This is a genomic window from Geomonas oryzisoli (assembly GCF_018986915.1).
Lineage (GTDB): Bacteria > Desulfobacterota > Desulfuromonadia > Geobacterales > Geobacteraceae > Geomonas > Geomonas oryzisoli.
On sequence record NZ_CP076723.1, the window covers coordinates 3,618,786 to 3,630,951 of the forward strand.

13 protein-coding genes are annotated in these 12,166 nt (G+C 61.7%); 3 read left to right on the forward strand and 10 right to left on the reverse strand.

The annotated features are described in order from the left end of the window. Positions 1–109: 109 nt before the first annotated feature. Together KP004_RS15855 and KP004_RS15860 are read right to left on the reverse strand one after the other, a co-directional pair. Positions 110–1,072, reverse strand: a complete 963-nt coding sequence (locus KP004_RS15855; protein WP_216799410.1) for an HD-GYP domain-containing protein — start codon at positions 1,070–1,072, stop codon at positions 110–112. Positions 1,073–1,186: 114 nt separating this feature from the next. Continuing rightward, positions 1,187–1,369 (reverse strand): helix-turn-helix domain-containing protein, encoded by a 183-nt coding sequence (locus KP004_RS15860; protein WP_216799411.1) that lies wholly within the window; start codon positions 1,367–1,369, stop codon positions 1,187–1,189. 249 nt (positions 1,370–1,618) lie between these two features. Between KP004_RS15860 and KP004_RS15865 the strand changes: the two genes are divergently transcribed. Further along, the gene (locus tag KP004_RS15865) at positions 1,619–2,596 is read left to right on the forward strand and encodes an HD domain-containing phosphohydrolase (protein WP_216799412.1); all 978 of its coding nucleotides are present in this window, start codon (positions 1,619–1,621) and stop codon (positions 2,594–2,596) included. 184 nt (positions 2,597–2,780) lie between these two features. Here the strand turns inward: KP004_RS15865 and KP004_RS15870 are convergent, their stop codons facing one another. Next, positions 2,781–3,143: a glutaredoxin domain-containing protein gene (locus KP004_RS15870; protein WP_216799413.1), complete on the reverse strand. Its 363-nt coding sequence runs from the start codon at positions 3,141–3,143 to the stop codon at positions 2,781–2,783. Positions 3,144–3,145: 2 nt separating this feature from the next. Then, the gene (locus KP004_RS15875) at positions 3,146–3,529 is read right to left on the reverse strand and encodes a S41 family peptidase (RefSeq protein WP_216799414.1); all 384 of its coding nucleotides are present in this window, start codon (positions 3,527–3,529) and stop codon (positions 3,146–3,148) included. A gap of 109 nt (positions 3,530–3,638) precedes the next feature. On the opposite strand from KP004_RS15875, the gene asnS reads away from it, so the two are divergent. Beyond that, positions 3,639–5,024 (forward strand): asparagine--tRNA ligase, encoded by a 1,386-nt coding sequence (gene asnS / locus KP004_RS15880; RefSeq protein ID WP_216799415.1) that lies wholly within the window; start codon positions 3,639–3,641, stop codon positions 5,022–5,024. A 384-nt stretch (positions 5,025–5,408) separates the two neighbouring features. Here asnS and KP004_RS15885 read toward each other — a convergent pair whose 3' ends face one another. From KP004_RS15885 to hpnJ, 4 genes are all read right to left on the reverse strand, one after another. Beyond that, positions 5,409–6,164: a DUF3108 domain-containing protein gene (locus KP004_RS15885; protein ID WP_216799416.1), complete on the reverse strand. Its 756-nt coding sequence runs from the start codon at positions 6,162–6,164 to the stop codon at positions 5,409–5,411. 188 nt (positions 6,165–6,352) lie between these two features. Beyond that, positions 6,353–6,733 (reverse strand): EamA family transporter, encoded by a 381-nt coding sequence (locus KP004_RS15890; RefSeq protein WP_216799417.1) that lies wholly within the window; start codon positions 6,731–6,733, stop codon positions 6,353–6,355. Further along, on the reverse strand, positions 6,726–7,592 hold the full coding sequence (gene hpnK, locus KP004_RS15895; protein WP_216799418.1) for a hopanoid biosynthesis-associated protein HpnK: 867 nt from the start codon (positions 7,590–7,592) through the stop codon (positions 6,726–6,728). Before hpnK ends, KP004_RS15890 begins: the two co-directional genes overlap by 8 nt. A 113-nt stretch (positions 7,593–7,705) precedes the next feature. After that, positions 7,706–9,127 (reverse strand): hopanoid biosynthesis associated radical SAM protein HpnJ, encoded by a 1,422-nt coding sequence (gene hpnJ, locus KP004_RS15900; RefSeq protein WP_216799419.1) that lies wholly within the window; start codon positions 9,125–9,127, stop codon positions 7,706–7,708. Between the two features lie 156 nt (positions 9,128–9,283). Between hpnJ and KP004_RS15905 the strand changes: the two genes are divergently transcribed. Then, complete coding sequence (locus tag KP004_RS15905; RefSeq protein WP_216799420.1) at positions 9,284–10,063, forward strand: phosphorylase family protein; 780 nt, start codon at positions 9,284–9,286, stop codon at positions 10,061–10,063. Here KP004_RS15905 and ptsP read toward each other — a convergent pair. Next, entirely contained in the window at positions 10,060–11,820 is a 1,761-nt protein-coding gene (gene ptsP, locus KP004_RS15910) for a phosphoenolpyruvate--protein phosphotransferase (RefSeq protein ID WP_216799421.1), read from the reverse strand. The two genes, KP004_RS15905 and ptsP, sit on opposite strands and share 4 nt — an antisense overlap. Next, on the reverse strand, positions 11,801–12,067 hold the full coding sequence (locus KP004_RS15915; protein ID WP_216799422.1) for an HPr family phosphocarrier protein: 267 nt from the start codon (positions 12,065–12,067) through the stop codon (positions 11,801–11,803). Before KP004_RS15915 ends, ptsP begins: the two co-directional genes overlap by 20 nt. Positions 12,068–12,166: the final 99 nt, after the last annotated feature.

The window sequence follows — 12,166 nt, forward strand, 5'->3', positions numbered from 1 at the left end:
TTCGATGTCGTTCTTGCCGACGCATTCACTTCCCCCGTTGACCGTTCAGCTAAAGCCTCAACAGGGATCCTGCAGTTACCCGTTGTCAATTGTCCATTGTCAATTGCCTCTAAAGGAACTGTGCCGGATTGTCAGTGCAGACGATTCCCTCCAGGGCATCCAGCAACCGTTCGTTGAAGGAGCCCTTCATCTCCTGCTTCATGATCAGCAGGGCTATGGCCGAGGAGAGCGCTTTGCGACAGGAACGGTCTATGGTCAGGGTGCAGTACACATCGCAGATGGCGGCGACTTGGGCGCTGCGCGAGATCTCCGGCCCCTTCAGCCCCTGCGGATAGCCGTTGCCGTTGTTACGCTCGTGGTGGCAACGCACCACCCCCAGCGAGATGTCGGAGAGCTTGGTGTTTTTCTTCAGGTACTGGTATCCCTCTTCGGGATGCCTGCGGTATTCCTCCAGCTCTTGCGGGGTAAGCTTCCCCTCCTTGCTGAGGATGGCAGGAGAGACGAAGACCTTGCCGAAGTCGTGCAGCAGGGTTCCGATGCCGACATCGAGCATCTCGTCGTGGGAAAGGAGGTAGGCCTCCGAATGCAGCAGCACGGACAGGGCGGTAACCTGCAAGCTGTGCACGAAGGTGTAGTAGTTGTGGGTCATAACGCTTTCCAGCGACTGGAAGGAGTCCCGGTCACTGGCCAGGTACTGCAGAAGGTTCTCGACCATCCTTTGACTGCGGGAGAAGTCGGATACCTTCTCGGGGTGCTCGAAGATATCCCCCACAAAGTTGATGGAGGTCTGGTAGATGATCTTCCCCTTGGTTTTCGCCTGTAGCGTATCGTCCTTCAGCACGCGCTCGGCGTTGCTCTCCATGTAGGCCGTGATCACCTCGAGATCGGCGGGACTTACGAAGAGGAATTCGACCTTGTTCTCCATCAGGCGGGCGGCGTCCTGGCTGGAGAAATTCCTGCCATGGCTCTTGTAAAGGATGTATTTGCCGCCGCTTTGTATGTACAGGGCGACATCCGGGAAGATGTCCGCCTGGATGCTCTCTATGCTTACGGGTACGTAAAGTTCCCCCATGGCTACCTCCGTTTCGAGCTCATGCCGGCGCCGAAGCGCGCCGACTTTGGGTCTTTATCGGCAGCAAAGGGGCGACCTTGAGGCTCGTCAACGAAAATTCCGCCCAAAAAACGGCTAGATTCCCGTCAGCTCCTCGATCTTCAGTTCCAGATCGTCGCCGTTCACCCGTACCACCTGCCCGTTGTCCTCTTCGGTGCGGATGACCCCCTCGTCGATCCATACCTGCAGACGCTCCATCTCCACACCGAATTTCTCGCAGGCCTCGGCAAGGGTGTACCAGGTCTTGGATACCAGCATGATAGATCCTCCTTCGCTTCGGTCCCCCGGAGCTGAGCCGTTTCCTCTAAATAAAGAGCAGCGGCCTCGGTTTTAATTACAAGTCCACCGTTGGATGGTATCGCTTATGCCTGCCATGTCAAGAAAGCGCACGGCGTAGCACCGCAAAACCACTGACCTTTTCGGGACACGCGTTTTTTCCCTATTCTCTGCCGCACTTGTGCCGATAAGAATGCGGTGGTTACTTAATGAGTAGCCGAGAGAGGGAACATGCAAAACAAGGAACTACAACGCGAGACGGTCCTATTCGTGGACGATGAGAAAAGCTACCTGGCCTACACCAGCGGGCTCTTCGAGAACCGGGGGCTCACCGTTCTCACCGCGTCTTCCGCCATGGAGGCGCTGCAGATCGTCGAGCACCAGTCGGTGGCAGTGGTCATCTCGGACAACGAGATGCCGGGCATGCGGGGTATCGAGCTCCTCTCGCGCATCAAGGAGGTCTCGCCCCACACGGTGAAGATCATGATGACCGGCAGCGCCGACCTGTCCACGACGCTGGCCGCCATCAACAGCGGCGAGGTGTTCCGTTTCGTCCTGAAACCGTGGAAGAAGGCGGAGATGCTGCGTGCCGTCAAGGACGGCATCCGCCGCTACCGCGTGCTGCAGGCGATCAAGCGGGAGGACGAGTTCATCCTGCACTCGCTGGCGCAGACCATCGAATTGAAAGACGCCTGCACCAAGGGGCATTGCGACAGGGTGGCGACCCTGGCCCTCAAAATCGCGGCGAAGCTGAGGGTTCCCGAGGACATCCAGCAGGAGATCAGGTACGGGAGCTGGCTGCACGACTGCGGCAAGATCGGCGTCCCGGAAGCCATTCTCAACGCGGAGCGCGCACTGACGCCGGAAGAGTTCAAGATCGTCATGAAGCACCCGGAGTGGGGGTGCGAAGTGGTAAGAAAGGCGAACCTCTCGAAGACGGTCCAGGACATCGTGCTCTACCACCACGAGCGGTACGACGGCAAGGGGTACCCCTACGGGCTGGAAGGAAGCAAGGTTCCGATCGAGGCCCAGATCGTCGCGACCGCAGACATCTGCGACGCGCTCACCATGGACCGTCCCTATCGCAAGGGGTTCAACCGTGAAGAAGTGATGTGGACCATAAAGGGGATGAGCGGCTCCAATCTTGATCCCAAGCTGGTGCAGATCCTGTTCTCCCTGCTGACAGAGGAGGAAGCGACCGAAATCTAGGTGCTCCTCTCCTCCCCGTGTCCGATCCCAAAATCCGGAGGCCGACCTTAAGAAGGTCGGCCCTAAAAGTGCGTGTTCGCTTCCATCGTGATATGCAGGGGGTGGGAGTTAGAGAGAGATGGCTGAGGAGGGATAAGTTGCTACGATCCAAGGCCCTGATCCAGAGGATGAGGGCCTTGGCGATTTACTTCTTCTTGCGTACCTCGTCGACCGCCTTCTCGAAGCGCGCCTGATCGAATCCCTTCAGCACCTTGGCATCTTCCCCTATCACGATAACCGGAACACCCTGGCTCTTGTACTTGCCCGTCACCAGTTCCATCGCGGCACTGTCCAACTCGACATCCCTGTTGATGAAGGGGATGTTGTTCCTGGTGAAGTATTCCTTTGCGGCCCGGCAATGCGGGCACCAGGAGGTCGAGAAGAGGACGATCTTCGGATACTTGGTCTGCACGCTGTGGCTGCCAAGCGGGCTTTGCGGGAGTTGCTCGGCGCCGGCGGCCGGGGCCAGCAGGGATACGGCCAGGATTGCGGTTAACAGGATGCGCATGTTCACTCCCCCTTTGCTTCTTTTTTGGCGTTCGCGGCCACCTTGAGTTGCCGCCGGACCATCTTGAAACTCAGCGTCTTCGGGTTGCCCGGACGCCGCACCAGGATCAGCACCGGGGTCCCGGCGCGTCCCCTCAGGCGCCGTTCGACGATGAAATTGAAGTCGCTGCCGGCAGTCGGCGTGCCGTCGACCTGGGTGATAATGTCGCCGGCCTTGATCCCGGCCAGGTGCGCGGGTCCCCCGACTACCAGTTGGCGCACCACGATGGTGCCGTCGGCCCTGGGTACGCCGTCGATGCCTACTCCGCCGAAGACGGCGGCAGCGTGGCTGTAACCGGGCAAGCCCAGGAGGACGGTGAGCAGTATGGCGGAAAGGGTCTTGATCATGGCCAGTGAAGTTATACGAGAGCCGCCCCGGCTGTCAACTATGCTTTTGCCGAGCCCACCCCGGTATGCTATAAGTGATGCATTAAAATCCACCAGTGGAGTCGTTCACATGACCGCTAGAACCAAGGTGAAACAGGCGCTGGACCAGGGCAAAGCCGGCAGCACCATCCTCGTCAAGGGGTGGACGCGCACCATCAGAAACAGCAAGGGGGTAACCTTCATCTCCCTGAACGACGGGTCGTGCCTCTCCGGGATCCAGGTGGTCGCGGAACCCGACCTCGAAAATTACGACGAGGTGACCGGCATCGGCACCGGCAGCGCCCTCGCCGTCACCGGACTGTTGCAGGAATCGCCGGCGGCCGGGCAGAAACTGGAGCTGAAGGCACAGCAGATCGAGGTGGTCGGCGGCGCGGACCAGGAATACCCGATGCAGAAAAAGCGTCACACCTTCGAGTACCTGCGCACCATCGCCCATCTCAGGCTGCGCAGCAACACCTTCGGTGCCGTCTTCCGGGTTCGCTCGGCCCTGGCCCAGGAGATACACCGCTTCTTCGCGGAGCGCGGCTTTCTCTACGTGCACACCCCGATCATCACCGCCAACGACTGCGAAGGCGCAGGCGAACTGTTCCGGGTCACCACGCTCGACCTCGCCAACCCGCCCCTGGTGAACGGAACCATCGACTTCTCCAGGGACTTCTTCGCTACCGGCACCGGGCTCACCGTGAGCGGTCAGCTCGAAGGCGAGCTGTTCGCCCAGGCCTTCTCCGACATCTACACCTTCGGGCCGACCTTCCGTGCCGAGAACTCCAACACGGCGCGCCATGCCGCCGAGTTCTGGATGATCGAGCCGGAGATGGCCTTTTCCGACCTCGCCGACGACGCCGACCTCGCCGAAGCCTTCCTCAAGAGGCTGTGCCGCTTCGCGCTGGACCACTGCTGCGAAGACATGGACTTCTTCAACAGCCAGATAGACAAGGGGCTGATTGAGAGGATCGAGGCGGTGGCGCAGGCTTCTTTCGCGAGAATGGACTATGGGGAGGCGATCGAGCGGCTCAAGAAGGCCCCGGTGTCGTTCCAGTTCCCGGTGGAGTGGGGGCTCGACCTGCAATCCGAGCACGAACGATACCTTACCGAGCAGGTGGTGGGCGGCCCCGTCTTCATACTCAACTATCCCAAAGCCATCAAGGCCTTCTACATGAGGCAGAACGACGACGGCAGGACCGTCGCAGCCATGGACCTGCTGGTCCCCAAGGTGGGCGAGATCATCGGCGGGAGTCAGCGCGAGGAACGGCTGGAGCTTTTGGAACGGCGCATGCTGGAAACAGGTATCGCGCCGGAGTCCCTTTCCTGGTACCTCGACACCCGGCGCTGGGGCTCCACGCCGCACGCGGGCTTCGGGCTCGGCTTCGAGAGGCTGATCATGTATCTCACCGGCATGGAGAACATCAGGGACGTGATCCCCTTCCCGAGGACGCCGAGGCACGCGGAGTTTTAGAGACAGATAAAGATGAAGATAAAGATTGAGATTAAGAAGAAGACTAAGGGAGGCCGCAGCAGATTTGCCACGTAGCACTGCCGGGACCCTCGCGCTCCCCCCTTTGCGAAGGGGGGACGGGGGGGATTTGCCTTAGTTCCTACAACCATCCGTAGAAGCAACCATTCCGCAAATTCCGCAAGCAGATGGCTTATTGTTCACAAAATCACCCCCCCCTGCCCCCCTTCGCAAAGGGGGGAACGTCAGGCCTCGTGCAGCGCTTCGGTGGGACATAAACCTGGTTCCCCAGAATTCCGAGATGAACCGTACCGGGAGCAGCAACGAAGAGAGGCAAGGGCCATGTGGCGCCTTGCCTCTCTCTTTTTCTTAATCTTAATCTTAGTCTTAATCTGCCTTTGTGGCCGCCTGGGGCCAGTAGCTGCCGCCGGTGAGCACGGCTTTTATCTTGCCGATCTTCACCTTGGTCGAGACCATCACCGGTATCTTCAGGGCATCGTCGGTAAGCCAGACTTTGACCTCACCGGTACGGGCGAAGAAACCATCCGCTTTCATCATGGGCTGCACCACGATGGTCTTGAAGTGTCCCACCGGGGTGTCGATCTCCTCCCGCTTGAGCACCTTCACCTCCGTGTTCCAGAGCTTCTTGCAGTCGTAGATGTCAACGAAGAGGGAGCGCCCGGGAACGAGATCGAGGGTACGGACATAGTAGACGATGGAGAGCGGATCGTAGGTGGTCGCGCTGATGTCGTCGACGCGCTGGGTCTTGTGCAGGAGATCCTTCGACTCGACCTTGAGCTTCTGCTGATCGAACCTGGCCTCCTTGAGACGCCGGTGGCTTCCCTCGCTGATCTTGTTGCGGAAGTACTTCGGGAAACCGAAGCGGTCGCCGCTGCCGCGCACGACTACCGACTCGGCACGGTCTTCCACCCGGAAGAAGGTGTCCAGCCATGGGGTGGAGCGGGTCGTGGTGACGATGTGGAGTTCGTTCCCCTTGGTGTTGAGCTCCTGGGTCGTGACCCCGGCCTTGATCCCGGTCCAACTGACGTCGTAGACCAGTTTCTCGTTGGGACTCATGGCGTGGGCCGGCAGGGCGGAGAGTATCAGAAGTGCGAAAAAGGACAATAAGGCTGAAATTTTCATGTCCACAGATTAGCCCCTCACGATATTTTTTTTCAAGAGAAAAAAGTTAGGGATTACCTAATGTTAGCCATTTCACACGCGATGTTGTCGGAGTCGGGGACGTTGACGGGGAAAGTTGTCGAGGGGCGCGGGGATGGGGGGATGGGGCGAATGATTATTCGCCCCTGCAGGGTTGACGCCGATAGGGGCTAGGCCCCGCTGCTCTTGGTAATCATGATCACCCCGATCGCGACCAGCACGGTCCCCGCCCAGCGTAGCGGACTCACCACCTCGTGCAGGAAGTACTGGGACAGGAAGGCGACCAGTATGTAGTTCAAGGCCTGCATCGGCAGGGCCACCGACAGGTCCTCCCAGGAGAGGACGGCGAGCCAGAGGAAGAAGAAGACGGCCAGCATGGCGGTGCCGAACACCAGCTTCGGGGTGGTAAGCGCCTGCACGGCGACCCTCAGGATACCCCTCAGGTTCATGGTGGAGATGTCGCCCAGTTCCTTCATGCCGCTGGCCAGCAGCAGGTCACCGATGGTCCCTGCCGTGACCGCCGCGAGCATGACCACTACGGTCTTAAACATACGTCTTTTCCTCTCCGCGGTAGTTTCTCAGTCTGATACCGGCTGCCGCCAGCTTCTCCCTCACACGGGGGCTGGTCAGTGCCGCCAGCTCCGCCTCGTGCTGGTAATCCGGCATGCGGCGCGTAAGGGTGGCACAGGGATGGCAGCCGGGATGGAAGTAGATCTCCGTGATCCCCTCCCCCAACCCGTCCAGCACCTGCAGGAGGTACCCCTCGGTCATGTGCCCGGAGCTCAGCAGCCCCTTCACTTCGCCGGCGTAGCGGATGCCGAGCCGCTCCAGCCTGGGACGGCAACGCTCTGCCAACCGCGCGAAGATGAAGGCATCGGCGCACTTGCCCACCAGCCGCGTCCGGTTCAGCGCCAGGTTCGCCGGGAGGTTTTCCCGGGTGAGACGAAAGCTCTTGATGCCGTACCCGGGCATCAGCTCGCAGAGGATGTCGAACACCACCGGATGCATGTGGATGTTGAGATGACCGTCGACATGGGAGAGTTCGACACCGGCATCCCGGCACTTCGCCAGTTGCGCGTCGATCTCCTGACGCAGCTTTTTCCTGAGCCCCTTGAGGAAGAAGTAGCGCATGCCGGCCAGCACCGGGTCGTCGGTGAACTCCCCTGCCGCGTCGGTCAGCGCGGGCACCCCTCCCTGCGCCAGGACCGCGCTCCCCTGGACCAGGGTGAGGTGCAGCCCCACCTGCAGGGCGGGGTTCGCGCGAGCAAAGGCGGCCGCCTCCTCGAAGGCGTCTCCCCCCACCATGAGCGAGGTGCTGGTAAGAAGCCCTTCCTGCCAGGCCTTGATGATGCCGCGGTTCGCCCCGGCGCTCAGGCCGAAGTCGTCGGCGTTAAGGATTATCTCTTTCATACGGAACCCGGGTACCTCCTCCCCCCGGAGGGGGGAGGGAGGAAGGGGGGAAAATTCATGCAGCAGCACCGCATCCCCCTCCCCGCCCCTCCCCCTCCGGGGGAGGGAGGACATTAGCAGGCGGCCTGCTTGCGCTTTCTCATGTAGGTCAGGTACTGCGCCCCTTCCTTCAACAGCTTGCGACGCACCTGGGAGTTCACCAGCATGCTGAAGATGCTGCGCGCTATGTAGCGGGGACGGAAGTAGAACTTGTTGTAGAACAACTCGACGGCGTCGAAGATCTCCTGGTTGGTGAGATCCGGATAGTTGATGACACACTTCTGGTGGCCGGTCTCGTCAAGGAAGCTGTCGGAGGCGATCCAGCCGTTCTCCTTGGCCATCTGGTAGAATTCGGTGCCGGGGTACGGGGAAGCCAGGGAGACCTGGATCGAGGTGAGGTCGAGGTCGATGGCGTAGGCGATGGTTTCCTTGATGGTCTCGCGGGTTTCGCCGGGAAGCCCCAGCACGAAGGCACCGTGCACGGTGATGCCGAGCTTCTTGCAGTTCCTGGTGAACTCGATCGCCTGCGCCTTGGTGACCCCCTTCTTGATGTTCTTGAGGATCTGCTCGTTGCCCGACTCGTAGCCGACCACGACGTGGTGCATCCCGGCGTCGCGCAACTCCTTCAGGGTCTCGTAGTCGCAGTTGGCGCGGGCGTTGATCACCCAGGAGACGTTCAGGGGCTTGATGAGCCTGGCGATGGCGATGGCGTGCTGCTTGTCCGCGGTGAAGGTGTCGTCGTCGAAGGAGATGTCCTTCACGTAGGGAAGGTTCTCCTTGATCCACTTCACCTCTTCGTACACGTTCTGCGGACTTCTCTTTCTCAGGGTGCGCCCGGAGAAGGTCTGCGGCCACAGACAATAGATGCAGCGCGACGGGCAGCCGCGGCTGGCATAGATGGAGACGTAGGGATGCCTGAAATGCGGGATCACGTACTCGTCGATGGGGAGGTCGCGCTGGTAGACCTTGCTGGCGAAGGGAAGCGCGTCCAGGTCGGCGATGGGGGGGCGGTCCTTGGTGTGCACCACCTTGCCATCTTTCATGAAGCTGATGCCGTCCACCTCTTCCCACGGTTTCCCCTCGCACAGCTCCTTCGTGGAGTAGTCGAACTCGCCGCGGCAGACGATGTCGACCGCGCCGGCTGCGAAACGGAGGCTTTCTTCGGGGAGGATGCTGACGTGCGGGCCGGTAAGCACGGTCACCGTGCCCGGCTTCTGCGCCTTGACCCGGCGGGCGGTCTCCACGTCGATGGCGAGGGTCGGGGTGGAGGTGTACATCACCACCATGTCGTAATCTTTGGCTATATCGAGGCAGGCATCGAGGTCGAGACGCTGTACGGGTGCGTCGACGACACGCGAGCCTTCGATCATCCCCGCCGGATAGGTGAGCCAGCCAGGAAACCAGAAAGAGGTCACCTCGCGCGAGGCCTGGTAACGTGCACCGGCACCTCCGTCAAAATCCTCGAAGGTCGGCGGGTTCAAAAACAACGGCTTCATATCACCCCTCCAGATTAATAGCGTCACACCAAAAAAAGAACCCTGACTATAAGACGGCGGCCACCTTTTGTCAAGGCGAACCGGGTCCAGGTACGGGAAAGCGTTGCGGCGACGGCTCCCCTCTGATAAAGTGGCCGGTCGAAAGGGAGAACCCAAATGGCCAAGGAAAACAAAAGCCTGGGCGTCGTGGCCGCCATGCCCCAGGAGATCGCGCCGGTTCTGGCGCGCATAAAAGGATTCGCCCGGGGCAACATCGACGGGCGCAACCTGTACCGTTTCCCCGTGAACGGCTGCCTGGTCTACCTGATAGAGTCGGGAATGGGACCGGCGCAGGCCGCGGCGGCGACCAAGGCGCTGATCCGGCACGCCGCTCCGGATGCCATCCTCAACTTCGGCTTCGGCGGCGCGGTCCTCGCCGGTCTGGAGGTCGGCGAACTGGTGCTGGCGGACCGCGTCTTCCGCCTGGACCAGGGTAACCTCGCTGAATCCCCCCCGCCCGACGCCGCCCTTGCGGCCCTGGTCCAGGACTACTGCGCCAGGGTCGGGCTGCCGTTGCGGCGCGGAGGCTTCATCACCGCCTGCGGCATCAGAAACAAGGTCGAAATGGCCGGCCGACTCGGGGGGAGTACCGCTTTGCCCCTCCTCGAAATGGAGACGGCGGCGGTACTGGAACAGGCGCAGTCTGCGGGGATACCGCTGGTGGCGATCCGGGGGGTAAGCGACGCGGCCGACGAAGAGCTCGGTTTCGCCATCGAGGAATTCTGCGACACCAACCTGAAGCTGAACCCGTGGCGGATCGCCTGGACCATCGCCAAGAGGCCGTTGTTGATTCCGCAACTGATCAGACTGGCGGGAAATTCGCGCAGGGCGGGGAAGCGGCTGGCTCTGGCCGTCGAGCTCGCGCTGCAGGCGCTCACGCGGCAGAATGCCTTCTAGTCGAAGCTCTCGGAGAAACGGGCGGCGATCTCCCCCTTCAGGTAGGCGTCCGCCTCGGCCGCTGTGCAAAAGCTCAACGCCTTCAGGGCCACCTCGCGCGCTTCCTGCACGGTGCAGCGGCGCAGGATCTTCTTGACGCGCGGGATGGAGACCGCGTTCATGGACAGCTCGTCGTAACCAAGCCCCAGGAGGATGGGAAGGTATTCGGGGTCGCCGGCCATCTCGCCGCAGATGCAGGCGTCGATCCCCGCCGCGTGGGCGGCATCGGCGATGGCCTTCAGTGACCTGAGCACCGCCGGGTGCAGCGGCTGGAACAGTGCGGAGAGGTGTTCGTTGGTGCGGTCGATGGCCAGCGTGTACTGGATCAGGTCGTTGGTGCCGACGCTGAAGAAGTCGACCTCCGCCGCCAAAAGGTCGGCGATGACCACGGCGGACGGTATCTCGATCATGATGCCGACCTGCACCTTCTCGTCGAAGGGGTGTCTGCCGCGCAGTTCCTCCTTCACCTGCTCCAGAAGCGCCTTGGCGGCACGCACTTCGGCCACGCCGGAAACCATGGGGAAGAAGAGCTTCACCTCGCCGAAGGCGCTCGCCCTCAGGATGGCACGCAGCTGGGCCTTGAAGGCCTCGGGCTGGCGCAGCGACAGGCGGATGGCCCGCACCCCCAGCGCCGGGTTCATCTCGTCGGAGAGGTCGAGGTCGGTGAGGCACTTGTCCCCGCCGATGTCGAGCGTCCTGATGGTCACCGGCTGGGGCGCCATCTTCTTCACCAGCGCCGAGTACGCCTCGAACTGCTCCTCTTCGGTCGGCAGCTTGCTGCGGTTGAAAAAGAGCATCTCGGTGCGGTACAGCCCGATCCCCTCGCCGCCGTGCTTGTGCACCGAGGCGACCTCCTCGATGAACTCAACGTTCCCCTTGAGGCGCATGCGGTGTCCGTCCAGGGTCTGGGCCGGCAGGTCACGCAGCTTCAGCAGTTCCCGCTCCACGTACTCGTAGCGCTGCTTCTTCTGCAGGTACTCCCTGAACTCCTCCGCCCCCGGGTTGATAATGACCACGCCGCTGGAACCGTCGATGATCAGGGTGTCCCCTTCGCGGACCTCCGTGGTCACCCGCTCCAGCCCCACCACGGCAGGGATCTCGAAGGCGCGGGCCAGGATGGAGGAGTGGGAGGTCTTCCCCCCCAGGTCGGTGATGAAACCGATCACCTTGCTCTTGTCGATCTGCAGGATGTCGGCCGGGGAGAGGTCGTGGGCCACCACGATCACCTTCCCCTCGATGTTGTCGATGGGCTCCTGCTTCTGCCCCACCATGTGCCTGAGCACGCGCTCGATCACGGTCTCCACGTCGCCGCCGCGCTCGCGCAGGTACTCGTCGTCCACCCCGTCGAAGAAGGCCTTGAAGCGCCCGAGGGTCCGTTTCAGGGCCCCCTCGGCGTTGATGCCGAGCCGCTCGATGTACTGGGTGGTCTCGCCGACCAGCATGGTATCGTCCAGGAGCATCAGATGGGCGTCGATGACGCAGAGGTGCTCGGGGCCGTGGGTGCTGGAGAGCTGCTCGCGCAGGGCAAAGAGCTCCCCCTTGGCCCGCTCGATGGCCCCGCTGAAACGCTCCAGCTCCCCCGGGATCTCCTCGTTGGCCACCAGCACCTCGGTAACCGCGACGCGGCGCCGGTCGGTGATGCGCACCTGGCCGATGGCGATCCCCGAGGAGGCGCCGATCCCCTTCAGCTGTCTCGACTCACTCTTCTCCGAATCCATTCCGGATCAGCTCCCCGATCGCGGCGTAGGCCTCGACCTCGTCCGCCCCCTCGACCTTGAGGGTGACGGTGCTCCCCTTGGCGGCCGCCAGCATCATGATCCCCATGATGCTCTTGCCGTTCACCTCGACCCCCTCCCGCTCGATCCTGATCTCGGAGGAGAAACCGCTGGAGGTCTTCACCAGGAGCGCGGAGGCCCTGGCATGCAGACCCAACTTGTTCGGTATTACGAATTGGCCTTCGATCATATGTGCACTCGCCCGCCTTTTATTGCTTTTCCCGATTGGCGACGATCTTCCACTACCTCCCACTCCCCCCTTTGCGAAGGGGGGGCGGGGGGGGATTTG

Coding starts and splice junctions, on each gene's coding strand:
- KP004_RS15855 (WP_216799410.1), bottom strand. CDS start 1,072: ATGGGGGAACTTTACGTACCCGTAAGCATAGAGAGCATCCAGGCGGAC.
- KP004_RS15860 (WP_216799411.1), bottom strand. CDS start 1,369: ATGCTGGTATCCAAGACCTGGTACACCCTTGCCGAGGCCTGCGAGAAA.
- KP004_RS15865 (WP_216799412.1), top strand. CDS start 1,619: ATGCAAAACAAGGAACTACAACGCGAGACGGTCCTATTCGTGGACGAT.
- KP004_RS15870 (WP_216799413.1), bottom strand. CDS start 3,143: ATGCGCATCCTGTTAACCGCAATCCTGGCCGTATCCCTGCTGGCCCCG.
- KP004_RS15875 (WP_216799414.1), bottom strand. CDS start 3,529: ATGATCAAGACCCTTTCCGCCATACTGCTCACCGTCCTCCTGGGCTTG.
- asnS (WP_216799415.1), top strand. CDS start 3,639: ATGACCGCTAGAACCAAGGTGAAACAGGCGCTGGACCAGGGCAAAGCC.
- KP004_RS15885 (WP_216799416.1), bottom strand. CDS start 6,164: ATGAAAATTTCAGCCTTATTGTCCTTTTTCGCACTTCTGATACTCTCC.
- KP004_RS15890 (WP_216799417.1), bottom strand. CDS start 6,733: ATGTTTAAGACCGTAGTGGTCATGCTCGCGGCGGTCACGGCAGGGACC.
- hpnK (WP_216799418.1), bottom strand. CDS start 7,592: ATGAAAGAGATAATCCTTAACGCCGACGACTTCGGCCTGAGCGCCGGG.
- hpnJ (WP_216799419.1), bottom strand. CDS start 9,127: ATGAAGCCGTTGTTTTTGAACCCGCCGACCTTCGAGGATTTTGACGGA.
- KP004_RS15905 (WP_216799420.1), top strand. CDS start 9,284: ATGGCCAAGGAAAACAAAAGCCTGGGCGTCGTGGCCGCCATGCCCCAG.
- ptsP (WP_216799421.1), bottom strand. CDS start 11,820: ATGGATTCGGAGAAGAGTGAGTCGAGACAGCTGAAGGGGATCGGCGCC.
- KP004_RS15915 (WP_216799422.1), bottom strand. CDS start 12,067: ATGATCGAAGGCCAATTCGTAATACCGAACAAGTTGGGTCTGCATGCC.